The 23,184-nt window shown below is 60.1% G+C and carries 27 protein-coding genes; 3 read left to right on the top strand and 24 right to left on the bottom strand.

Annotated elements, in window-relative coordinates:
* Positions 1-3 precede the first annotated feature (3 nt).
* The 7 genes from AC07V8_RS13935 to tyrS form a co-directional block, all read right to left on the bottom strand.
* Entirely contained in the window at positions 4-237 is a 234-nt protein-coding gene (locus AC07V8_RS13935) for a Fis family transcriptional regulator (protein WP_014007929.1), read from the bottom strand.
* Positions 238-362: 125 nt separating this feature from the next.
* Positions 363-1,376: a tRNA dihydrouridine synthase DusB gene (dusB, locus tag AC07V8_RS13930; RefSeq protein WP_494678738.1), complete on the bottom strand. Its 1,014-nt coding sequence runs from the start codon at positions 1,374-1,376 to the stop codon at positions 363-365.
* A 91-nt stretch (positions 1,377-1,467) separates the two neighbouring features.
* Positions 1,468-2,589, bottom strand: coding sequence for a GGDEF domain-containing protein (locus AC07V8_RS13925; protein WP_494678737.1), 1,122 nt, complete (start codon positions 2,587-2,589; stop codon positions 1,468-1,470).
* A gap of 177 nt (positions 2,590-2,766) precedes the next feature.
* Positions 2,767-3,426: a histidine phosphatase family protein gene (locus AC07V8_RS13920; protein WP_494678736.1), complete on the bottom strand. Its 660-nt coding sequence runs from the start codon at positions 3,424-3,426 to the stop codon at positions 2,767-2,769.
* Positions 3,427-3,451: 25 nt separating this feature from the next.
* The gene (locus AC07V8_RS13915) at positions 3,452-4,081 is read right to left on the bottom strand and encodes a YbhB/YbcL family Raf kinase inhibitor-like protein (RefSeq protein ID WP_494678735.1); all 630 of its coding nucleotides are present in this window, start codon (positions 4,079-4,081) and stop codon (positions 3,452-3,454) included.
* Positions 4,082-4,134: 53 nt separating this feature from the next.
* Entirely contained in the window at positions 4,135-4,593 is a 459-nt protein-coding gene (gene dtd / locus AC07V8_RS13910; RefSeq protein ID WP_494678734.1) for a D-aminoacyl-tRNA deacylase, read from the bottom strand.
* A complete protein-coding gene (gene tyrS, locus AC07V8_RS13905; protein WP_494678733.1) occupies positions 4,590-5,861 on the bottom strand; it encodes a tyrosine--tRNA ligase in 1,272 nt (423 codons plus the stop codon). The genes dtd and tyrS overlap by 4 nt, the downstream gene beginning before the upstream one ends.
* Positions 5,862-6,097: 236 nt before the next feature.
* On the opposite strand from tyrS, the gene AC07V8_RS13900 reads away from it, so the two are divergent.
* Complete coding sequence (locus tag AC07V8_RS13900) at positions 6,098-7,504, top strand: peptidoglycan DD-metalloendopeptidase family protein (RefSeq protein ID WP_494678732.1); 1,407 nt, start codon at positions 6,098-6,100, stop codon at positions 7,502-7,504.
* Between the two features lie 80 nt (positions 7,505-7,584).
* Positions 7,585-8,751 carry an anhydro-N-acetylmuramic acid kinase gene (locus tag AC07V8_RS13895; protein ID WP_494678731.1) on the top strand — a complete coding sequence of 389 codons (1,167 nt, stop codon included), beginning with the start codon at positions 7,585-7,587 and terminating at the stop codon, positions 8,749-8,751.
* Positions 8,752-8,854: 103 nt separating this feature from the next.
* On the opposite strand, the gene erpA is transcribed toward AC07V8_RS13895, so the two are convergent.
* The 6 genes from erpA to rplM form a co-directional block, all read right to left on the bottom strand.
* Positions 8,855-9,217 (bottom strand): iron-sulfur cluster insertion protein ErpA, encoded by a 363-nt coding sequence (erpA, locus tag AC07V8_RS13890; RefSeq protein ID WP_014007938.1) that lies wholly within the window; start codon positions 9,215-9,217, stop codon positions 8,855-8,857.
* Between the two features lie 90 nt (positions 9,218-9,307).
* Positions 9,308-9,703 carry a bactofilin family protein gene (locus AC07V8_RS13885; protein WP_098494258.1) on the bottom strand — a complete coding sequence of 132 codons (396 nt, stop codon included), beginning with the start codon at positions 9,701-9,703 and terminating at the stop codon, positions 9,308-9,310.
* Positions 9,704-9,715: 12 nt separating this feature from the next.
* Entirely contained in the window at positions 9,716-10,450 is a 735-nt protein-coding gene (locus AC07V8_RS13880; protein WP_494678730.1) for a DUF6776 family protein, read from the bottom strand.
* A gap of 64 nt (positions 10,451-10,514) precedes the next feature.
* Positions 10,515-11,552, bottom strand: a complete 1,038-nt coding sequence (gene argC, locus AC07V8_RS13875) for an N-acetyl-gamma-glutamyl-phosphate reductase (protein ID WP_494678729.1) — start codon at positions 11,550-11,552, stop codon at positions 10,515-10,517.
* A gap of 275 nt (positions 11,553-11,827) precedes the next feature.
* Positions 11,828-12,220, bottom strand: coding sequence for a 30S ribosomal protein S9 (gene rpsI, locus AC07V8_RS13870; protein WP_038493344.1), 393 nt, complete (start codon positions 12,218-12,220; stop codon positions 11,828-11,830).
* A gap of 9 nt (positions 12,221-12,229) precedes the next feature.
* A complete protein-coding gene (gene rplM, locus AC07V8_RS13865) occupies positions 12,230-12,658 on the bottom strand; it encodes a 50S ribosomal protein L13 (RefSeq protein ID WP_211445169.1) in 429 nt (142 codons plus the stop codon).
* Positions 12,659-13,180: 522 nt separating this feature from the next.
* Here rplM and AC07V8_RS13860 point away from each other — a divergent pair.
* Positions 13,181-13,627: an OsmC family protein gene (locus AC07V8_RS13860; RefSeq protein ID WP_494678728.1), complete on the top strand. Its 447-nt coding sequence runs from the start codon at positions 13,181-13,183 to the stop codon at positions 13,625-13,627.
* Between the two features lie 33 nt (positions 13,628-13,660).
* Here the strand turns inward: AC07V8_RS13860 and coq7 are convergent, their stop codons facing one another.
* From coq7 to AC07V8_RS13805, 11 genes are all read right to left on the bottom strand, one after another.
* Entirely contained in the window at positions 13,661-14,287 is a 627-nt protein-coding gene (coq7, locus tag AC07V8_RS13855) for a 2-polyprenyl-3-methyl-6-methoxy-1,4-benzoquinone monooxygenase (RefSeq protein WP_494678727.1), read from the bottom strand.
* Between the two features lie 48 nt (positions 14,288-14,335).
* Complete coding sequence (locus AC07V8_RS13850; RefSeq protein WP_494678726.1) at positions 14,336-15,181, bottom strand: DUF3025 domain-containing protein; 846 nt, start codon at positions 15,179-15,181, stop codon at positions 14,336-14,338.
* 58 nt (positions 15,182-15,239) lie between these two features.
* The gene (locus AC07V8_RS13845) at positions 15,240-15,527 is read right to left on the bottom strand and encodes a hypothetical protein (RefSeq protein ID WP_494678725.1); all 288 of its coding nucleotides are present in this window, start codon (positions 15,525-15,527) and stop codon (positions 15,240-15,242) included.
* An 83-nt stretch (positions 15,528-15,610) separates the two neighbouring features.
* Complete coding sequence (locus tag AC07V8_RS13840) at positions 15,611-16,417, bottom strand: ABC transporter ATP-binding protein (RefSeq protein ID WP_494678724.1); 807 nt, start codon at positions 16,415-16,417, stop codon at positions 15,611-15,613.
* A 20-nt stretch (positions 16,418-16,437) separates the two neighbouring features.
* Positions 16,438-17,214, bottom strand: coding sequence for a nitrate ABC transporter permease (gene ntrB / locus AC07V8_RS13835; protein ID WP_494678896.1), 777 nt, complete (start codon positions 17,212-17,214; stop codon positions 16,438-16,440).
* Positions 17,215-17,418: 204 nt separating this feature from the next.
* A complete protein-coding gene (locus AC07V8_RS13830) occupies positions 17,419-18,699 on the bottom strand; it encodes a CmpA/NrtA family ABC transporter substrate-binding protein (RefSeq protein ID WP_494678723.1) in 1,281 nt (426 codons plus the stop codon).
* Between the two features lie 278 nt (positions 18,700-18,977).
* The gene (locus AC07V8_RS13825) at positions 18,978-19,598 is read right to left on the bottom strand and encodes an ANTAR domain-containing response regulator (protein ID WP_494678722.1); all 621 of its coding nucleotides are present in this window, start codon (positions 19,596-19,598) and stop codon (positions 18,978-18,980) included.
* 144 nt (positions 19,599-19,742) lie between these two features.
* On the bottom strand, positions 19,743-20,795 hold the full coding sequence (pyrC, locus tag AC07V8_RS13820) for a dihydroorotase (protein ID WP_494678721.1): 1,053 nt from the start codon (positions 20,793-20,795) through the stop codon (positions 19,743-19,745).
* Positions 20,782-21,540, bottom strand: a complete 759-nt coding sequence (locus AC07V8_RS13815) for an AAA family ATPase (RefSeq protein WP_211473756.1) — start codon at positions 21,538-21,540, stop codon at positions 20,782-20,784. The genes pyrC and AC07V8_RS13815 overlap by 14 nt, the downstream gene beginning before the upstream one ends.
* Before the next feature lie 150 nt (positions 21,541-21,690).
* Positions 21,691-22,416 (bottom strand): amino acid ABC transporter ATP-binding protein, encoded by a 726-nt coding sequence (locus tag AC07V8_RS13810; protein WP_061944582.1) that lies wholly within the window; start codon positions 22,414-22,416, stop codon positions 21,691-21,693.
* Between the two features lie 72 nt (positions 22,417-22,488).
* Positions 22,489-23,184 carry an amino acid ABC transporter permease gene (locus AC07V8_RS13805; protein ID WP_494678720.1) on the bottom strand — a complete coding sequence of 232 codons (696 nt, stop codon included), beginning with the start codon at positions 23,182-23,184 and terminating at the stop codon, positions 22,489-22,491.

The raw sequence follows: 23,184 nt of genomic DNA, 5'->3' as shown, positions 1-23,184 counted from the left end.
AAATTACAAAAGGCCGTGCTGCTGCAATTTCTTGCGCAGGGTGTTGCGATTGATGCCCAACATCTCGGCGGCATGCGACTGGTTGCCTTCGGCGCGCGCGATCACGGCTTCCAATACCGGTTTTTCAACCGTGGAAATCACCATGTCGTAGACATTCGACGGCGGCTGTTCGCCCAAATCCTTGAAATATTTTTCAAGGCTTTGCTTTACCACGTCTTGGATACTTTCTTTACTCATTCTTTTTTACTATTCTTTTTTTAAGATCCGGGCCGGATCTCCTGCAGCGCCACGCTTTTGCCACACTCTTGCCGCGGCCAGCTTGCCGGAAAATCCCGCCCAGTCCTGTTTTTTGTTGATCTGATTCAGGCCGCCATCTGCTCGGCCACCCCGTATTGTAACCGCTCCCCAAACGCAAACTGCGATTCGAAGAAGCTATTTACTGCAGCCAGTTGCTGGCCGCAATCTTCCAGCAGGTTCATGCGTTGCCGGAACGCCTCGCCGCCCGGCAAATCGCGCACATACCAGCCAATGTGCTTGCGGGCGGTGCGGACGCCCAGGTAGTCCCCATAGAATCCGTAATGCGCGCGCAGATGCTCATCCATCAGTTGTTGCACTTCCGCCACCAGCGGCGCCGGCAAATATTCGCCGGTGCGCAGGTAATGCTCGATCTCGCGGAAAATCCAGGGACGGCCCTGCGCCGCGCGGCCGACCATGATAGCGTCGGCCTTGGTGTATTCCAGCACCTGGCGCGCCTTTTCCGGCGTCGTGATGTCGCCGTTGGCGACTACCGGGATGGAGACCGCGGCCTTGACGGCCGCAATCGTCTGGTATTCGGCGTCGCCGCTGTAACCGTCGGCGCGCGTGCGCCCATGCAAGGTCAGCATGGCGATGCCGCTGGCTTCCGCCAGGCGCGCGATATTCAAGGCATTCTTGTTGAGACGATCCCAGCCGGTGCGGAATTTCAGCGTCACCGGGACATCCACCGCCCCGACTACCGCTTCCAGGATGTGCGCCACCAATTGCTCGTCCTGCAACAATGCCGAACCGCACCAGCTGTTGCAGACTTTCTTGACCGGGCAGCCCATGTTGATATCGATGATTTGCGCACCGTGGTCAACATTGTATTTTGCACATTCCGCCAGCATCTGCGGATCGGCGCCGGCGATCTGCACTGCCCGCGGCTCCATCTCGCCATCGTGGTTGATGCGGCGCGAGGTCTTCTCGGTCTGCCACAGGCGCGGATTGGAGGCGGCCATTTCCGACACCGCATAGCCGGCGCCCAGCTCTTTGCAGAGCTGCCGGAACGGCCTGTCCGTGACACCGGCCATCGGTGCCACAAAGACATTGTTGCGCAGGAAATAAGGGCCAATATTCATGGCGGTATCGAAAGCTCGAGATGAGTTGCAGCGGGAAAGGCGTCATTTTATCGCGATTGCCGCCGCACGCGGGTTATTCTCGGTGTGTACTTTAGAGCTCGTCTTCGGCTACCGTACTGGAGCTGTGCAGATGCTGGGTAGCGTAATGGATCAGTTCGTCGAGCCCGCGGCCATCGGCGCCATAGGTGGCCACTCCTACCGAGAGCGCCAGCCGGATCGACCAGTTTTCGATATTCACCGGATGATGCTTGAAATGGCTGAGGAAGGCGGCCGCCAGGTTTTCCGCATCCACCGTGTCGGTCGCCGGCAACACATACAGGAATTCAGTAGCATTCCAGCGGCCGCCGCTGTCGCTCTTGCGCAGCTGTCCGCCGGTATCCTTCGCAAACGCCGCCAGGATATTGTCGGCCACGGCCCAGCCGTAGAGATCGTTGATCTTGTGAAACTCGTCCAGCTGGCAATACAGGATCGACAGCGGCGATTCGTCCGTCGCGGTGGCGGCCACCGCTTCTTCGTAGACATGGACAATGCGGCGCCGCGTCAGCAAGCCCGTCAGCGAATCGAGCTGGGCTTGCCGCGTCAGCAGATGCGACAGGTTGGACTGCTTCCAGATCACCTCGCAGACATGGCCGAAAGCCTGGAACGACGCGTACCCGGTGTCGGCGAAATAATCATGCCGGTCGGCATAAAACACCATCATGCCGTGCATGCGGGCTTTTTCCGAGCGCAGCGGTATCGCCAGCGCCGCCGTGGCGGAGCATTTTTCCGGATGGGCTTGCCAAGGTGCAAACAATGACTGGAAATCGCTGTCGTGGCCGGCTTCCCAGTCTGCTTCCTGGGCAAATGGCGCAACGTAATCAAAACAATCCTTGGACAGCTGCCAATGATCCGATTCGCTCAGGGCCTTGCCGACGATCGCAGTCGGCTTGATCGCCGCCTCCGAGTCATCCTGGCAAAACCCGACCCACACCAGTCGGATATGCGGACTGGCCGGCAGGATCATCTGGCACAGGCGCTTGACGCTTTCGCGGCCGCTATAGGCTTGCGGCAGGGTCTGCAGCAGCTGGTGCAAGACGCCGACCAGCGCCAGCTGCTCTTCATTCAGGGTAGGGGCGGCAGGCTCCGCGGCTGCCTTTTTCCCCGTGGTCGATTCCACGAATTGCTCGGGGTCAGCAGTACGCTGCGCCCAAGATGGGAAGAGATTAAGTTTCATGCTGGCGGCCCCACTATTGTTTTAGTTCTTGTCGGCAAGATTAGCACAAGCGCGCTGCCTTTATCACAACTGTTTTGAATACAGCTTATACAGATTTATAGCAGTTTTACAGTATTGATCTACAGCAATAAAATGCCGGCTGGCGAGAATTTTTCGTGTACCTGCATGCCGACGAGGTCAGCGATCGATTTCGTCCATCGCCAGCTCATCCAGATGAACCACTTCGGCCCAGCCATCCACACGCAAGGGCTGCGCCCAATCCGGATTCCAGCTCAGGCGATTGATGCTAGCGTTGAAAATATCGCAGCTGCGCGGCTGCTCCAGCGGCAATTGATTGGCGAAACGGTAAATGCAGTCGAGCACGCCGCCATGGGCGACTATTGCAATCCGCGCCAGGACGCCTGCGTTCAGCACAGCCAGCAAGGCGCTCACCGTCCGCTCGTAAAACTCGCGCATGGTTTCCGCCGCATGCACGCCGGCCGGATAACGATAGTCGACCGCGCGCGCCATCAGGGCCGCGTAAGCCTCGGGAAAGCGCTGCGCCGCTTCCGGATAGCGCAGGCCTTCCAGCGCGCCGTAGCAGCGCTCGCGCAAACCGGCATCGAGTCGCAAGGATAGATTGCGGTCGGCTGCCAGCGGCGCCGCGGTTTGCCGGGCGCGCTGCAGATCGCTGCTGAAGACCGCGTCGAGGGCGACGCCGTCCAGACTGCGCGCCAGCGCCTGCGCCTGGCGTTCGCCGACCTGGTTCAGCGGAATGTCGAGATGGCCCTGCAGGCGGCGCTCCAGATTCCAGTCCGTTTCGCCGTGGCGTATCAATAATATTTCAGTAGTTGCCATAAATTTTCTGCAGTTACGGGTATGACTATAAAGCCGGATTCAAGGTGTATAGGCCGACCACGGCTTCTTCCGCCAGGATGTGGCCGTGCATGGCCGCCAGCACTTGCGCGCCGGTGAATTTGCCGGTCACTGCCAGGCGCGGAATGCTGAGGGCGTACAAGGTGAAGATATAGCGATGGACGATTTCATCGTTCCACGGCGGACAAGGACCGTCGTAGCCGAAGTAGTCGCCGCTCATCGCCGCATCGCCGGCAAACCAGCCGGTATAGTCATTCAAGCCGTGGCGCAGGCCTGGGCTGCCCTGGATTTCCGGACCGGGCTTGCCGCGCGGCGTGACGCCATCGCTGAATGCCGCGGCGGCAAGTGACGTAGTGGCCGGCGGCAGGTCCAGCAGCAGCCAGTGGAAAAAGTCGACGCGCGGCAAATCCGCCGCGACCGTCTTGCCTTCCTGGTTGACGTCGTCGCCGCGCGAGGGCACGTCGGGATCGTGGCAGATCAGCGCCAGCGATTGCGTGGCGGCCGGCAACTGGCTCCAGGCAAAGTGAGGATTGCGGTTGGCCGACAAGCTGAGATGCGTTTCCGGATGGCTGACGGCGAAAGCGAATTCGCCAGGGATATAGGCGCCGTCCTTAAAAGAATTGCTCCAGAGTTTCATGGCAAGCTCCCGTCGATAATTCCAGATCTGCCAGACTACAGCAAATAAAAGCCTTACGCTTTGGCCAGCGGCGGTTTTACCTGCAGCCAGAAAGTCACGGGGCCATCATTGGTCAGCGACACTTTCATGTCGGCGCCAAACTGCCCGGTCTGCACCAGCGGGTGCGCGTTGCCAGCCTGGCGCACGAAATAATCGAACAGGCGGCGGCCCTCTTCCGGCGCCGCCGCCGGCGTGAAAGAAGGCCGGGTGCCGGATTGCGTATCCGCCGCCAACGTGAACTGCGGCACCAGCAGCAAGCCGCCGCCGACATCGCTGACGCTGCGGTTCATCTTGCCGGCGTCGTCGCTGAACACGCGATAAGCGAGCAGCTTGGCGAGCAAGGCATCGGCCTGTTTTTCGCTGTCGCCGCGCTCGGCGCACAGCAGCACCATCAGGCCGGCGTCGATGGCGCCGACAGTAACGCCGTCCACCACCACGCTGGCGTGGCTGACCCGTTGCAGCAGGGCGATCATGCGGTCAGGGTAACGCGGGCGAACTTGCGCTTGCCGACCTGTATCACGAAGGTTGCCGCATCGACTTTCAAACCCTTGTCGCTGATCACCGCGCCGTCGATCCGCACCCCGCCCTGCTCCACCATGCGCAACGCTTCCGAGGTCGACGGGCAGAGATTGGCTTGCTTCAGCAACTGGCCGATGCCGAGCGGCGCGCCGCTCAAGGTCAGTTCAGTAATGTCGTCCGGAATGCCGCCCTTGGCGCGATTGTTGAAATCGCTCAGGGCATCTTCCGCCGCCTGCTGGTTATGGAAGCGCGCCACGATTTCCTGCGCCAGCGCGACCTTGATGTCGCGCGGATTCTGGCCGCCCTCGACCTGCGTCTTGTAAGCGGCGATCTGCGCCAGCGACTTGAACGACAGCAGTTCGTAGTAGCGCCACATCATGACGTCGGAAATGCTCATGACCTTGGCGAACATGGTGTTGGCCGGCTCGGTGATGCCGATGTAATTGCCCTTGGACTTGGACATCTTCTCGACGCCGTCCAGGCCTTCCAGCAGCGGCATGGTCAAGATGCATTGCGGCTCCTGGCCGTAATCCTTTTGCAGCTCGCGCCCCACCAGCAGATTGAATTTCTGGTCGGTGCCGCCCAGTTCCAGGTCGGACTCCAGCGCCACCGAATCGTAGCCCTGCATCAGCGGGTACAGCAGTTCGTGCACCGAGATCGGCGTACCGGCCTTGAAGCGCTTGGTGAAATCTTCGCGCTCCAGGATGCGCGCCACCGTGTATTTGGCCGACAGCTGAATCATGCCGCGCGCGCCGAGCTTGTCCGACCATTCCGAGTTGTAGCGGATTTCCGTGCGGGCCGGATCCAGCACCAGGCTGGCCTGGGCGAAATAGGTCTTGGCGTTTTCTTCGATCTGCTCGCGCGTCAGCGGCGGCCGCGTAACGTTGCGGCCGGACGGATCGCCGATCATCGAGGTGAAGTCGCCGATCAGGAAAATCACGTTGTGGCCGAGATCCTGCAGCTGGCGCATCTTGTTCAGCACCACGGTATGGCCGAGATGCAGATCGGGCGCGGTCGGGTCCAGGCCCAGCTTGATGCGCAGCGGTTTGCCGCTTTGTTCGGAGCGCTGCAGCTTGCGCGCAAAATCGCTCTCGATCAGCAGTTCGTCGACGCCGCGCTTGGTGATCGCCAGCGCCTCCTGGGTACGGTCCGACAGCACCAGAGGGGTGTTTTCAGCAGCAGCGCCTGCTTGCGGTGATGCGTTTTGAGAATCGTGAGCCATAGGAAATAAAAATCCAGCGAAAATGAAATCTAAAAATCTAAAAAAAGCAGCGCTTGTGCTGCCAGAGGCAGGCAGGAAATGCAGGAGCTACATAGGGTTACGACAAATCAGAATAGTCCTACCGTTTGCCCGGATGGGCTAAGGTATAATCCCTGATCCTTTTAATCCCGCCGCAAGTCGTTCAATCAAACAACAACACAAGAATCGGTAGCAAACGGCAAATTTTAACGTATTGCATGTCTCTCAAAGATAAAATCATCAACTTGCGGTCAAGTATCAAGCCGTTTTTCAAGCAGATACCCGTCCTGTTTACTGATTCCTCACGTAAAACCCGTATTGTCTCCGCTTCCGCCGTGCTGCTGACCCTGGTCGCCTTTGGCGCGGCCGGTGTTGTACCGTTGCCAACGGATCCTGACGACGTCCCGGTACGAGCGATTTCCGCGGAACTGGAATTGCCCAGCCTGAGTGAGCAGATTGCCAAGCTTGAAGCCCAGCAACAGTTGTATGTCGCCGAAGACAAGATGCGCGCCGGCGATACCTTGGCGGCCTTGCTGACGCGGTTGGGTGTGGATGACGATGAGGCAGCCAGTTTCATCAAATCCGACAGTAGCGCGCGCGCCATGCTGCGCCTGAAGCCGGGCACCGCGGTGCAGGCGCAGACCAGCAATGACGGCCAATTGCAAATGTTGCGCGCCACCATAGCCGACGGCCGCGACAATTCGCCCAAGAACCTACTGGTCCGGCGCGATGGCGACAAGTTCAGCGTTGCCGAAGAAACACCGACCGTCGAACGCCGCGTCGAAATGCATACGGGCGTGATCCGCTCCTCGCTGTTCGCCGCCACCGATGCAGCCGATATTCCGGACAGCGTGGCGTCGCAGATTGTCGCCATGTTCGGCACCAACATCAATTTTGCCTCCGACCTGAAACGCGGCGACCATTTCAATGTCGCTTACGAAACATTCTGGCAAGACGGCCAGTTCCTACGCGCCGGCCGTATCCTCGCTGGCGAATTCGTCAACGGCGGCAAGCCGTTCCAGGCAGTCTGGTTCGACGATCCTGACAGCAGCGGCCAGGGCGGCTACTACGGTTTCGACGGCAAGTCGCTGAAAAAGGCATTCCTGAAGTCGCCGCTGACCTTCACCCGCATTTCTTCCGGCTTCTCGATGCGCGTCCACCCCATCCTCGGCAAGTGGAAGAAGCACACCGGTGTCGATTTCGCCGCGGCAACGGGTACGCCCATCCATGCGACCGCCGATGGCGTGATTGACTTCGCCGGCGTCGAAAGCGGCTACGGCAACGTCGTCATCATCAAGCACGACAGCAAGTATTCCACCGTGTACGCGCACATGAGCCGCTTCGCGCCGACCTCGCGTAAAGGCGGCAAGGTCAGCCAGGGCGACGTCATCGGCTATGTCGGCATGACCGGCTGGGCCACCGGCCCGCATCTGCACTACGAATTCCGCGTCGCCAACGAGCCGCGCGATCCGCTGTCGGTGGTAGTGCCTACCGCCAGCCCGCTGGCCGGCGCCGAGCTGCAACGGTTCAAGACGGTGGCGGCGGACATCACCCATCGTTTCAACCTGCTGAGCGGCAGCGAAGTCAAGCCCGCCGCGCCTGTCGCCAAGCTGGCGGCAAAGTAAATTTCTGCCTTCGGGCAGGATAAACATAGAACCGTTGTCGGAGCGCTAGTAAAATCAGACGATCCCACAACGGTTTTATTATGCCTACTCCACATTCCCCCAGCGATTTGTATATCGGCCTGATGTCCGGCACCAGCCTGGATGGCGTCGACGGCGTCATTGCCGCCTTTGCAGCTGCGCCGGTACGACAACAGCCTGTCGCCACCATCGCCTCGGCCTACGTCCCCTTTTCCGCCGGCCTGCGCGCCGAACTGATGGCCTTGCAAAGCGCCGGCCATGACGAGATCGAACGCGAGGCGCTGGTGGCCAATACCCTGGCCGCGCACTACGCCGCCTGCGTCGAGCGCCTGCTGGCGGAGGCCGGCGTGCAGCCAACCCAGATCCGCGCGATCGGCGTCCATGGCCAGACCATCCGCCATCGCCCCGAGCTCGGCTTTACGCGCCAGGCTAACAACCCCTCGCTGCTGGCGGAGCTCACCGGCATCGACGTCATCGCCGATTTCCGCAGCCGCGACGTCGCCGCCGGCGGCCAGGGTGCGCCTCTGGTGCCGGCTTTTCACCAGGCGGTGTTCGCCGATCCGGCGCAAACCCGGGTGGTGGTGAATATCGGCGGCATCGGCAACATCAGTGTCCTGCATGGCGCTGCAGCGGAGAACGGAAACCGCGACGTCATCGGCTTCGACACCGGACCGGGCAATGTCCTGATGGATTTGTGGATCAAACGTCATCACGACAAGGATTACGATGAAGGCGGCAAGTGGGCCGCCGGCGGCCAGCCCTCGGCGGCGTTGCTGGCGCAGATGCGCAAGGAAGAGTACTTTGCCGCCGCGCCGCCCAAGAGCACCGGCCGCGACCTGTTCCATGCGGCCTGGCTGGACAAGCAATTGGGGCATGCGGCGCAACTGAAGCTAAGCCCGGCCGATGTCCAGGCTACTTTGGCTGCACTGACCGCCAGCACCATCGCCGATGCGATTGCGCACCACGCGCCGGCGGCGGAAACGGCGTATGTCTGCGGCGGCGGCGCCTATAACCCTTATCTGATGGCGCAGCTCGCGCAGGCGCTGCAAAGCCACGGCCTGAAGGCAAACGTACAATCGACCGCAGCGCTGGGGATCGCCCCCAACCATGTCGAGGCGATAGCGTTCGCCTGGCTGGCGCTGCGCTTCGATCAGCGCTTGCCCGGCAATCTGCCATTGGTGACTGGGGCGCGTGGCTCACGCATCCTGGGAGCGCTCTATCCGGCCTGACAAGCACAGCGCCGTATACAAAAAAAGACGCTCGGGAATTGCTCCCCAGCGTCTTTTTTACTGCAGCGTCCTGCTCAGGCCGGTTCGAATCCGGCCGGATGCATCAGGCCGAGAACGAAGAACCGCAACCGCAAGTGGTGGTTGCATTCGGATTCTTGATCACGAATTGCGCGCCTTCCAGGTCATCCTTGTAATCGATTTCGGCGCCGACCAGATACTGGTAGCTCATCGAGTCGATCAGCAGCTGCACGCCGTTCTTGCTCATGGTGGTGTCGTCTTCATTGACGATTTCGTCAAAAGTGAAGCCGTACTGGAAGCCGGAACAACCGCCACCCTGCACGAATACGCGCAGCTTGAGGTCGGGATTGCCTTCTTCTTCGATCAGTTGCGCAACTTTGGCGGCGGCGCTATCGGTAAATACGATAGGGGATGCGACTACATCTTGGATTTCAGCGACAGCATTCATTTTTTGCTCCTGCGGGGGAATACATACAATACTGCATTATAGGCGCTTGCCCGGATTCATGCAGGCAAAGCCCGAAACCGCTTGCGGTTTTCAGGCAGATTGCGTCATAGCAAGTTTTAACACCGGCTCGATCACGTTCTGTTCATGGGTCAGCTTACCGCTTACCAGGGCGCCGCTATGCATTTCCAGCGCCTTGTAATTGACGTCGCCGGTTATGCGGGCTTTCGGCTGCAATTCAAGCAATTCCGACGAAAAAACGTTGCCGCTGATCTCGCCGTTGACCACCAGGTGCGCTACCCGCACTTCGCCTTCCACCTTGGCGCTCTCGGAAATCACCAGCACGCTGGCCTGGCCCACTTCGGCCACCACGTTGCCCTTGACGTGGCCGTCGATACGCAGACCGCCCTTGAAATGGACATCGCCCTGGATGCTGGTCGACGAGCCGATCAGGCTATCGATGGTGCTCTTTGCTTTGCGGTTGAACATGATGTTTCCTTTTTACAAATTAGTGGTTTGCTGCGCCCGCATCTGGCCTTTGTCCATGACCTTGGCTTGAATCGCCTTGACCACAGCGCCTTCCGGCAAAGTCAGTTCGGCCTCGACACGCTGGTAATACTTGAAATCCAACTTGTAGGCAGCCTTGTCGGCCGCCGTGGCGCTGGCGCCCGGAAAAGTCAGCACCGTGCTTTTCCCCGCTACCGTCGCCGTCACCAGCAATTGCACTTCGCCGGTGAAATTAGGCGCTTTGCCGCCCTGCATGATCAGCATCCGGTAACGCAGCTGCGTCGGCGTCTTCAATTCCGCGGTCAGGCGCTGAATGGTGATGCCTTGGTTGCCGGTCGCATTCGGCAGCAAACCCTCAAAAAACGCCAAATCCTCTTTCAGCTTGGCGTTTTCGGCTTCCAGCACCTTGATCTGCTGGCCTAGCTGTTCTTGCGCCGCCTTCTCGATATTCATCCGGCTTTCGGCAGCGTTGACGGTGGTCGAAAAGCGGTCGCGCTCCGCCGTCAGGCTGCTCACCTTTTCGTTCAGATCGGCCAGCTGCTGCTTGCTGACGCCCGGACTGTGACCGGTAAAGTCGCGGCCCAGATCGTACATCCACATGGCGATGGCGCCGCCGAAACCGAGCACCACAATCAGGAAAAGCGCCTTCAGCGGCCACGGAAAATGGCTTTTCACGGTCATTTTCGGCGCCGAAATCGACATGCGCCGGACCCACAGCTTGTACTTCATCGCGGCTGATTCCGTCGCACACGCACAGTCGCCGGCGTGGCGGCCAGCCCCGATAACGCTAGCATCATGGCATGACCGGCACGTGCATCAAACCAGTCGTTTCTTCCAGACCGAACATCAAGTTCATGCATTGCACTGCCTGGCCGGCCGAACCCTTGACCAGGTTGTCCTGCACCACCAGCACCACCAGGGTATCGCCGTCATCCGGCCGATGCAGGGCGATGCGCAGCATGTTCGAGCCACGGGTGGAACGAGTTTCCGGATGCGCACCGAACGGCATCACATCGACAAACGGTTCGTTCTTGTAAGCTTCCTCGAACAGCGCCTGCAGCGCGGCATTGTCGAGCTCCTTGGTCAGGCGCGCGTAAATGGTGGAATGCATGCCGCGTATCATCGGCACCAGATGCGGGGTAAACAGCAAGCCGACCTTCTGCTCGGTGAGCTTGCTCAGCTGCTCTAGGGTTTCCGGCGAATGGCGATGGCCGGAGACGCCGTAAGCCTTGAAGTTGTCGCTGGCCTCTGAGAACAGCATGGCGACTTCGGCCTTGCGGCCGGCGCCGGAAACGCCCGATTTGCAATCGGCGATCAGATGTCCTGCATCCACCACCCCTGCCTTCAGCAACGGCGCCAGGCCGAGCTGCATGGTGGTCGGATAGCAGCCAGGATTGCCGATGATGCGCGCATCTTTGATGGCGGCGCGATTCAACTCGGGCAAGCCGTACACTGCTTCTTTCAGCAGTTCGGGGCAGCTGTGCGGCATCTTGTACCATTTCTCGAACACCGCGGTGTCCTGCAGGCGGAAATCGGCAGCCAGATCGATCACCTTGACGCCGGCAGCCAGCAACTCAGGGGTCTGCGCCATGGCGACGCCATGCGGGGTGGCGAAGAATACGACATCGCATTCGCTCAGCTTGGCTTTTTCAGGCGTCGAGAATGCCAGCGCAACGCGACCGCGCAGGGACGGGTACATATCCGCAACCGGCATGCCGTCTTCCTTGCGCGAAGTCACTGCCTGCAACTGCACCTGCGGATGGGTTGCCAGCAAACGCAGCAACTCGACCCCGGTATATCCCGTACCACCCACAATCCCGACTTTGATCATCTTTTTTCCTTGCTTGGAAGCGTTGTGCGCTTTATCTTCCTGAACCCGACTGCTGGCTATCCGCCGCTGCCGCTTTTTGCGGTAGGACAGTATAAGGCCGACTATTTTATCAGCCAATTGTTTGAGCTTGTTGACATTCACTAAGGCAATAATTTGCCGTTATTAGCATGGCAATGCCTGCAGCCAATGTTACGTTCACGAAATTCTGGTGCGACAAATAACAAAAAGCCGCCAGGCGCGAACCTGGCGGCTTTTCGATATTCTGAAAGCGTAGATTAGCGCTTGGAGAATTGTTTTGCGCGACGTGCCTTGCGCAGACCAACTTTTTTACGTTCAACTTCACGTGCATCACGTGTAACGAAGCCGGCTTTGGACAGCTCCGATTTCAACGTTGCATCGTAGTCGATCAGTGCACGAGTGATGCCGTGGCGAACCGCACCAGCCTGACCAGACTCGCCGCCGCCGCTGACGTTGACCTTGATGTCGAAAGTTTCGACATGGTTAGTCAGTTCCAGCGGTTGACGAATCACCATCAGGCCGGTTTCGCGCGAAAAATATTCATTCGCTGGCTTGCCGTTGACGATGATCTGGCCCGAGCCGGACTTGATGAAAACGCGAGCCACTGCACTCTTGCGACGGCCGGTTCCGTAGTTGTAGTTACCGATCATGTCAGTTCCTTAGATTTCGAGTGCTTTAGGTTGCTGCGCAGTGTGCGGATGGGTGCCATCTGCGTACACTTTGAGCTTCTTGATCATGGCGTAGCCAAGCGGACCCTTAGGCAGCATGCCCTTGACCGCTTTTTCCAGCGCACGACCTGGAAAACGCTGTTGCATTTTCAGGAAATTTGTTTCGTAGATGCCGCCTGGGTAACCGGAGTGACGGAAATACGTCTTGTCGGTTGCCTTGGCGCCAGTGACGCGCAGTTTGCCTGCATTGATGACGACGATGAAATCGCCGGTATCAACGTGTGGAGTAAATTCCGGTTTGTGTTTGCCGCGCAGTCGGAGTGCCACTTCGCTGGCAACACGTCCGAGGACTTTGTCCGTCGCGTCAATCACGAACCAATCACGCTGGACTTCATGGCCCTTAGCGGAAAAAGTTTTCATGTTGACTTCCTAACTAGTTTAATTCGCTCAAATGGTGGTTCCATCGCTACCGGAGACCAGGCTGTTAACCTTGATCCTCGTCCTGCATCAGCGACAGACTCTTCCTTGTTATCTTTTCCTGAGCAAACGGAAAAGCCGTAAATTATAGCCTTTTCAAGGACTTGGCGTCAAACCGATTGAAAATAATCGGCATTTGGGCTAGGAATTGTTGTAAATGCAGCGCCAGATTCATGGCTGAGGGGCTGGGCATGGACAAAAGAAAACCCGATCTGCACTTGGGCGTCGGGTTTAAATCCACTCCTGTGGAGGGGTGGAGGAGACATGGGTTGATTGCCTGAAGCCAACTCCGGCCATCGATAACCCATCTTAGCAAACGGAATTGTGCATCGCAAGGTAGAAAATTAGGGAGTTTTACCAAAAATTCCGGCTTGTGTTTTCCGAATGACAACAAAACCGGCCTGAACGGCATGCGCCAAGAGCAGTTAGAATATCGCGACCACCACCAACAGCCCGCGAGACCCTATGGAATGCACAGTACGCTGGACCGGCTTGTCCGGCATGACTTTTTTAGCAGAAACCGGCTCCGGCCACCTCTTGACGATGGACGGCGCGCCCGATGGCGGCGGCCGCGACCTGGCGCCGCGGCCGATGGAAGTGGTGCTGGCCGGCACCGGCGGCTGCACCGCCTACGATGTGGTGCTGATCTTGCGTAAAAGCCATCAGGATGTGCGCGGCTGCGACGTCACGCTGAAATCGGAACGGGCAGAGAAAGAACCCAAGGTCTTCACCAAGATCCACTTCCACTTCACCGTACGCGGCCGCAACCTGAAGCCCAACCTGGTGGAGCGCGCGATCAAGCTGTCGCACGAGAAATACTGCTCGGCCTCGATCATGCTGGAAAAGACCGCCGAAATCACCCATTCCTTCGAAATCATCGACGACCTGGCGGAAACCCCGACCGGCGCGTAAGCCCGCGCGGCGCCGCTGCCTCAGCGCATTGCCTCAAATGTAGTAGGCGACTGTCGTCATCACTTTCGACATCGCCTGCATCGCCTTCTGCGCCGGCAATGGCATTGCCACCCCTCCCAGAGCACGCGCCGCCTCGCCGTGGGCGATTTCATCGTCGCGCATCTGTTCGACGATGGCGCGCGATTTGGCGTCTTGCAGCGGCAGCTTTTCCAGATGGCTGTTGAGATGCTTTTCCACCTGGCGCTCGGTTTCCGAAACAAAGCTCAGGCTGCGCGTATCGCCCAGCCGCGCCGCCAGCGTTCCCAACGCGTAGGAACCGGCGTACCACAAGGGGTTCAGCAGGCTGACGTGCGAACCCAGCTGACGCAAGCGTTCCGCAGTCCAGGCCAGATGGTCTTCCTCTTCCCTGCCCGCCTCGGCAAATTGCTGCTTGATCGGCGCGCCTTGGGCGAAGCGCCCCTGGGCATCGTACAGCGCCTGGGCGCAGACTTCGCCGACATGATTGATGCGCATCAGACCGGCGCTATGGCGCTGCTCGGCCGCGTCCAGCACGCCGTCCGGCGCCTGCAAAGCCGGACTCGGGCGCGAAGCCGAAGCTTGCCCCGTGATGACGCGCAGAGCGTTGTCGAAGTCGGTGATGGCTTTGTCTAGGAATGGCATGCTGGAGCGATCAATAAAAGTAAGTAGCCGAATTTTATCAGGCCGGCGCTATCTGGCGCGCTTCGGACGGAACACGGCCGCATCCGCATAGAAATCAGCGTCCTGACCTTGGCACCAGCCCGGCACGCCCAGCACCGGCAGCGGCGTCAGGCGCCCGACCAGCGAGCCCTGCTGCGCCAGGTCGGCGGCGATGTGGCCGTCGATCCAGCCGCGCCTGGCATCCTCGCCGAGCGCGAAATAGGATTCAGGCGCGCTCACCACCAGGGTATGGGCGGTAATCGCCTTGTAAGGACGCACCAGTTTTTCCAGCAAGGCATGGCCGAACAGCCAGACCTCGGCGTCCGCGCCGAACAGTTGCCGGTGCGCGACAAAGGCGTCGCTCCATTGATGGTTGCGCAACGCGGCAATCAGCGCCTGTCCAGCGGCATTGTCGCGCACCAGCAGCAAGGCCGCATTTTCATCGAAAATGGTGGCGGCGTCGCGCGCGGCGCCACGCGGCTTGCTGCTGCCTGACAGCGTGCCGGCCTTGGCCAGTTCGGCCGCCTGCAGCGCGTTCAGGCGCGCCTTGATGGCCGGGAAGGACAGCCAGACCAACGCATTCAGGAAATCGTGGAGATTGTCGCGGGTCGGCACTTTGCCGCTGCTGCCGATGAAGGCTTCGTAGGCCGTGGCGGCAGGCAGTTCGCCCTGCGCCACAAAATTGAGCGGCAAACCCAGGTAGTTGCGGATATGGCGCTCCTGCGCGGCCGCGTTCAAGGCCTGGCGCCAGTCGGCCGCCTCGCTCAGGCGCCGGCCAAGCTGCTGCAACGGTTGCAGCCAGGGTTGCGACCAGTCTATCGCTGTGAGAAACGATGCAGCGGGGTCGGTGAGCGGAGGAGTGTCGGGGCTAGGCATTTGCCGCGCATTTTACATCGCGCCCGACCGCCCGCCAACGCTGCGGCATAGGCGCGGCTCAAGCCAGCGCCTGCTGCACCTGGTCCAGCACGATATCGGCAAAGGCATCGGCACAGCGCACTACTTCGCCAATGACGATGATGCTAGGGCTGCCGAGGCCGCTGTCCTGCAAGGCTTGCGGCAAGCGATCGAGGCTGGTCAGCAGCTGCGCTTGCGTCGGCAGCGTCGCCGACTGCACCACCGCCACCGGCATCGATGCAGCCATGCCGGCATCCAGCAGCTGCCGCTGCAACTCGCGACAGCGCGCCCCCCCCATGTAGATCACCAGGGTCAGGCCGGACGCCACCAGCGCCGGCCAGTTCGGTTGCGCGGCCCCGCCCCTACCAATATCACTTTGCCTGCCTGCATAGTCATTCTCCCGGTCAGGCGTCAGCCCGCATGGGCGACCGCCTGCTTGCGATACAAAAATTCCAGCACCGAAGTGCGGTATTCGGAATACAGCGGATCCTGCGCCAGCGCCAGCCGCTCGCGTGGCCGCGCCAGCCTGACCTGGACGATCTCGCCGATGGTGGCGGCCGGACCGTTGGTCATCATCACGATGCGGTCCGACAGCAGCACCGCTTCGTCGACATCATGGGTCACCATCACCACCGTCGATCCGGTCTTGGCGACGATCTTCAGCAATTCGTCCTGCAAGTGTGCACGCGTCAGCGCATCCAGCGCGCCGAAGGGCTCATCCATCAGCAAGACCTTGGGCTCCATCGCCAGCGCCCGCGCGATGCCGACGCGCTGCTTCATGCCGCCGGAAATTTCATGCGGCCGCTTCTGTCCTGCCGCGCTCAAGCCCACCAGCGCCAGCGCCGCCTTGGTGCGCTCCTTCATGGCGCTCTTGTTTTCCGCTGCTGAAAACACCCGCTCGACGCCGAGATAGATATTCTCGAAGCAGGTGAGCCAGGGCAGCAGCGAATGATTCTGGAACACCACCGCCCGCTCGGGCGACGGTCCGCCGATTTCGCGGCTGGCGCAAATCAGCACGCCTTCGCTCGGCATCAGCAAGCCGGCGATCAGATTCAGCAGGGTCGACTTGCCGCAGCCGGAATGGCCGATCAAGGTCACGAACTCACCCTTGCGCACCGTCAGGCTGATATCGCGCAGCGCATGAAACTGGCCTTTGCGGGTGCTGAACACCATTTCAACCCGGTGGATGTCGATGAATTTGGCGTCGCGCTGTTCCATGTTTGGTCCTTGCTATCGAATTAACCGGCGACTTGTTCGTAGGTGAACGCTTTCGCCAGCGTCACCAGCAACTGCTCCAGCAGCAGGCCGACCACGCCGATCACCACGATCGCGATGATGATGTGCGGCACGTTGAGGTTGTTCCACTCGTCCCAGACCCAGAAGCCGATGCCGACGCCGCCGGTCAGCATTTCCGCCGCCACGATCACCAGCCAGGCGGTGCCGATCGCCAGCCGCACCCCGGTCAGCATGTAAGGCAGCACCGATGGAAACAGAATCTTGGTGATGATTTTCCATTCCGACAGGTTCAGCACGCGCGCCACATTCATGTAATCCTGAGGCACTCTTTGCACCCCGACCGCGGTGTTGATCACCATCGGCCAGATCGAGCAGATGAAGATCGCCCAGATCGCCGCCGGATTGGCCGACTTGAACACCAGCAGGCCGATCGGCAGCCAGGCCAGCGGCGATACCGGCTTCAGCAAGCTGATGATGGGGCCGAACATGCTGGACAGGAATCTGAAGCGGCCGATCATGAAACCCAGCGGGATGCCGACCAGCGCCGCCAGTCCGAAACCGATGCCGACCCTTTGCAGCGAGGCCAGGATATTCCAGCCGATGCCCTGGTCGTTGGGGCTGGTGCGATAGAACGGATCGGCGAACAGCTTGAGCGCTTCCTGCAAGGTCAGCAGCGGCGTCGGGAACTGGCTGTTGTGCATGGCGATGATCTGCCAGACCAGCACCAGGAAGGCCAGCCCCAGCAGCGGCGCGACAATCTGCAGCAGCCATGGCGGCATGCTGCTGCGCCTGCTGCTGCTTTTCGGCGGCGGCTGGGCGGCGCTGCTGCTGGCGGCGACCGCCGCATCGGCATTCGCCTCGCTTTCGGCGACCTCGCCGTGCGTCGCCGCCTGACGATTTGCATTTGCCGCGGTGTCCATGATTGCACTCATAATGGCTCTCCCAAAAAATGCGCTTACGGAACGTCTGCTTGGCACGCGATGTTATGCGCGGATCTTGAACGAGGCCGCGTAGACTTGGGGGTTTTTGCCATCCCACACCGTGCCGTCCATCAGCTTCGAGGTCCGCAGCGCATCTTTCGGCACAGGCGTCTTGGTCATGGCCGCGGCGTCCTTGTACAGATCGATCTGGCTCACTGACTTGGCCACCGCCAGGTAGTCGGGATCCGTCTTCAGCAAGCCCCAGCGCCGGTGCTGCGTCATGAACCACATGCCATCCGACAGGTAGGGGAAATTGACCAGGCCGTCGTTGTAGAACTTCATGTAGTTCGGATCGTCCCAGGTCTTGCCCAGGCCGTTCTGGTAGCGTCCCATGATGCGCTGGTCGATCACGTCCTTGCTGGTGTTGACATAGGATTTGTCGGCGATCGCTTCCGCCATCTTGTTCTTGTTGGCGAGCGAGGCGTCGATCCACTTGCCGGCCTCCAGCACCGCGGCAATCAGGGCGCGGCAAGTGTTCGGATTCTTGGCAGCGAATTCGGCGGTGGTGCCGAGCACTTTTTCCGGATGATCCTTCCAGATTTCCTGGGTGGTGATGGCGGTGATGCCGACGCCGTCGACAATCGCGCGGTGGCCCCATGGTTCGCCGACGCAGAAACCATCCATGTTGCCGACCCGCATATTGGCCACCATCTGCGGCGGCGGCACGGTAATCACCTTGGCGTCCTTGAGTGGATTGATGCCGTTGGCGGCCAGCCAGTAGTACAGCCACATGGCATGGGTGCCGGTCGGGAAAGTCTGGGCAAACGTGTATTCGCGCTTGTCGCTGGCCATCAGCTTGGCCAGCGAAGCGCCGTCCACCGCGCCTTTGTCCGCCAGCTTCTTGGAGAGCGTGATGGCCTGGCCGTTATTGTTGAGTCCCATCAGGATCGCCATGTCCTTCTTCTGGCCGCCGATGCCCATCTGCACGCCGTAGATCAAACCCGACAATACATGTGCAGCATCCAGCTCGCCGTTGGCCAGCTTGTCGCGCACGCCGGCCCAGGAGGCTTCCTTGCTGAGGACGATCTTGATGCCGTATTTTTTATCGAAGCCGAGCAACGACGCCATCACCACCGAGGCGCAATCCGTGAGTGGAATGAAGCCGATCTTGACTTCGGTTTTTTCCGGCTTGTCCGAGCCGGCTGCCCATACTCCGGCGCTAGATAATCCCAACATGCTGGCTCCTCCCGCAACGGTGGCGGCTTGTAGTATTTGGCGGCGCTTGCCGTCGACAGCCAGGCTCAGGTCAAGATCATCTTGCGGCAGTGCTCTTTTTGATTCCATCGCATGGCTCCACTTTGTTTCGGCAAACAAAAAGGCGTCGTTCCACAATGCACCAGTCATGTGGAAAGACACCTTTGTCTTATGTGGAAAAGACCGCCGTTAGCCGATTCCAGCAGCGCCAACGCTGGCGCCTGGAATCAACCATGCAAACCACGTGCCAGGAGTTGCAGGGAGAAAAGCGCCGGGATCCCGGCGGCAAAGCGCACCCGTTTTGTGCATCGCACCAAACAAGCTCACGATTTTCGGGCATTCCTGCCGATGCAGGCTTGCTTCAAGCGCTAGCCAAGCAAATCGGCGGCATCGATGATCCGCTGCGCTACCTCGGACAACTTCAGGTTCTTGTCCATCGCCAGCCGCCGCAGCTTTTGATAAGCCTCCTGCTCGCTCAGCTTGTGATGTTCCATCAGCAAGCCTTTGGCGCGCTCCAGCACCTTGCGCTCCGCCAGTTTCAGCTTGGTATCGGACAGTTCCGCCAGCAATTTCTGCTCCTGGCGGAAGCGCGCCAGGGCGACATCCAGCACAGGTTTGATGCGCGCCGTCTGCAACCCTGCCACGATGTAGGCAGAGACGCCGGCGGCCATGGCGGCATCCATGCTGGAAGTCTTGGCGTCCTCGGTGAACAGCACGATCGGCCGGCGCGCGTCGCGGGTCGCCACCACCACGTGCTCCAGCACGTCGCGGGCGTCTGATTCGGCGTCGACGATGATCATGTCGGGTTGTAGTTGGGCAATTCTTTCGGGGAGATAGAGGTCGGCGGGAAGCGAAGCAATGATGTTGTAGCCGGCCTCCAGCAAACCGATGCGCAAGTCCTTGCCGCGCGCAGCCTGGGCGGTAAACGCAGGATCGTCTTCGCCCTCGATGGCGACAGGATTGACCACGACGATACGTAGACTTTGCATGCTTGAAACCTTCGTCCGCAGACGACTCATTGAGCTACGGTTAGACCGGATGGGATAGCGTTTTATCCATCGCTGTCATGCAAGCAAGCAAAAATCGCACCATGCTGATGCGAACGGCCGCCGCGCGCCGGCGGCCGGATGACTTTATACCAACTGCCAGTCTATGGCTTCACCGCCGTTCAGCGGCACCAGCGTGGTATCGCCCAGCGGCAGTTCGGCCGGCAAGGTCCACGGCTGGCGCTTCAGGGTCACGCTGCCCTGGTTGCGCGGCAGATTGTAGAACGCCGGCCCATTGAAGCTGGCGAATGCTTCCAGCTGATCCAGCGCCCCGGCCTGATCAAACGCTTGTGCATACAGCTCCATTGCATGCAGCGCGGTATAGCAGCCGGCGCAACCGCAAGCATGCTCCTTCAGGCCCTTGGGATGCGGCGCCGAATCGGTGCCGAGGAAGAAACGGCTGCTGCCGGAGGTCGCCGCGCGCACCAGGGCCAGGCGATGCTCTTCCCGTTTCAGCACAGGCAGGCAATAGTAATGCGGGCGGATCCCGCCCTTGAAGATTTCGTTGCGGTTGTACAGCAGGTGGTGCGCAGTGACAGTGGCGGCGACCGGACCTTCGGCGCTCTCGACGTACTGGGCGGCATCCTTGGTGGTAATGTGTTCAAACACCACTTTCAATTCCGGCATGTCGCGCCGCAGCGGCTGCATCACGCGCTCGATGAAGACCGCTTCGCGGTCGAAGATATCGATGGCCGGATCGGTCACTTCGCCGTGCACCAGGAAAGGCATGCCCAGCTCTTGCATCACTTCCAGCGTCTTGTAGCACTTGCTGAGATCGGTCACGCCGGCATCGGAGTTGGTGGTGGCGCCGGCCGGATACAGCTTGACCGCGTGCACGAAGCCGCTGTCCTTGGCGCGGCGGATTTCGTCGGGCGGCGTATTGTTGGTCAGGTACAGCGTCATCAAAGGCTCGAACGTCAATCCGGGCGGCAGCACGGCGAGGATGCGCTCGCGGTAGGCCGCGGCCTGCGCAGTGGTGGTGACCGGCGGCTTCAGGTTGGGCATCACGATGGCGCGGCCGAACTGGCGCGCGCTGTGCGGCAGCACGCTGGCCAGCGCGACGCCGTCGCGCAGGTGCAAGTGCCAGTCGTCGGGGCGGGTGATGGTCAGTGTATTAATCAAGGCATCAGTCATCTTCATTCTCTTCTGCAAAAAGTCGCTCCAGCATGGCTGCCGGATTGTTCAGGAAATGGCGTGTGGTCGTATAGTGTTCAGTGTCTTCGTAACGGGTTTCGCTGAGCCCGCTCTGGTCCAGCAGGTAAATCCTGGCGTGCGGATAGGCCAGCAAAATCGGCGAGTGGGTGGCGATAATGAACTGGCAGCGATCTTGCGCCAGTTTGTGGATGATCGCCAGCGCTGTCAGCTGCCGGTTGGGCGACAGTGCCGCTTCCGGTTCGTCCAGCATGTAGAAGCCGTCCGGCTGGAACTTGTTCTGCAGCAGCGCCAGGAAAGATTCGCCATGCGATTGCCGGTGCAGTCCTTTGTCGCCATAGGAATGGTGGACCCGCCCGGCGCCCTCCTCCAGTTCCTCTTCGTAGGTGGCGAGATTGAAAAAGCTCTCGGCGCGCAGGAAATAGCCGTTGCGCGGCCGCTTGAAACTCTTCACGGTGCGCAGGTAGCTGTGCAGCTCGGAGTGCGCATCGGCGGTCGAGAAGCGCGCATTCATGGTGCCGCCCTCGGCATTGAAACCCCAGGCGATCGCCATCGCTTCCAGCAAAGTCGATTTGCCGGCGCCGTTTTCGCCGACCAGGAAGGTCACTTCAGGATGAAACTCGATCTGCTCCAGCTCCCGCACGGCAGGAATGCTGAAAGGATAGGCATCGTAGTCAATCGCCTTGTCGGGATTGAGTTTCAGGCTGCGCAGATAAGGTTTGATGGAGAGCATGGCGTGGCGACGGCTTCAATGAGCGTCATTTTACCGCAGCCGCGGCGGCCAGCCTGAATCGCAGCCGCGGCCAGCACCGGCAGGCGCCATGAAAAAAAGCCGCTCGGGCATGCACCGGAGCGGCTTCTTGTCCTGCCGGCAATCCTGCGATCAGTGAATGATCTTGGCCAGGAAGTCACGTGCGCGGTCGGAACGCGGCGCGCCGAAGAACTCTTCCTTGCGGCAGTCTTCCACCACCAGGCCCTTGTCCATGAACACCACGCGGTTGGCGACCTTCTTGGCGAAACCCATTTCATGGGTCACCACCATCATGGTCATGCCTTCTTGCGCCAGGCCGACCATCACGTCCAGCACTTCATTGATCATTTCCGGATCGAGCGCCGAAGTCGGCTCGTCGAACAGCATGGCGATCGGGTCCATCGACAAGGCGCGGGCAATCGCCACACGCTGCTGCTGGCCGCCGGACAGCTGGCCTGGGAACTTGTCTTTCTGCGCGATCAGGCCGACCCGGTCCAGGTATTTCAAGCCCTTTTCGTTGGCTTCATCCTGGCTGCGGCCGAGCACCTTGACCTGGCCGATGGTCAGGTTTTCGCGGATCGACATGTGCGGGAACAGCTCGAAGTTCTGGAACACCATGCCGATGCGCGCGCGCAGTTTCGACAGGTTGGTCTTCGGATCGCCGACCGAAACGCCATCGACTGTGATCTCGCCCTTCTGGAACGGCTCGAGGCCGTTGACGGTCTTGATCAGCGTCGATTTGCCGGAGCCCGACGGTCCGCACACGACGACCACGTCGCCCTTGGCCACTTGCGTAGTGCAATCGGTCAGGACTTGAAATTGACCGTACCATTTGCTGACGTTGTTAAGCTTAATCATGAGTATTTCTCCTAATTCCTGAATTCTATTGTGCAACTGGCGGCAGCCCTGCTCAGGGCATGCCGCCGTCCATTATCGAATAATCGCTACCCTGTGCTGCAGCTGCTTGACCAGCGACGACAAACCGAAGCTCATCACGAAGTACACCACGGCGACAAACATGTACATTTCCACCAGACGGCCGTCGCGCTGCGCGATCTTCGACGCAACGGTAACGAAGTCCGGCACCGAGCCCAGCACGTAGACCAGCGACACGTCCTGGAACAGCACGATGGTTTGCGTCAGCAGGATCGGGATCATGTTGCGGAACGCTTGCGGCAGCACCACATTGCCCATCATCTGCCAGTAATTCATGCCGAGCGCATAGCCGGCGGAAATCTGGCCGCGTGGAATCGACTGGATCCCGGAACGCATGATTTCGCAATAATAAGCGGCTTCAAACAAGATGAAGGTAATCAGCGCCGATGAAAAGGCGCCGACCTGCACCGGCTGCTGCGCACCGATGATCCAGGCGCCGATATACGGCACCAGGAAGTAGAACCAGAAAATCACCAGCACCAGCGGCACCGAGCGGATCAGGTTGACATAGCTGGTGGCGATCAGCGAGATGACCTTGTTGTGCGACAGGCGCATCATCGCCAGCACGGTGCCGAACAGGATGCCGCCTATCATCGCTACCAGGGTCAGCGTCAGCGTGAACTTCATGCCGGTGGTGAACAGATAGAACCAGGAACGCTGGATGACGTCAAAATCGAAATTTGAAAACAT

The organism is Collimonas sp. GW821-FHT02H07, from assembly GCF_059421505.1.
Note: the sequence above shows the minus strand (reverse complement) of the source record. Positions and strands in the feature narration are given on the sequence as shown.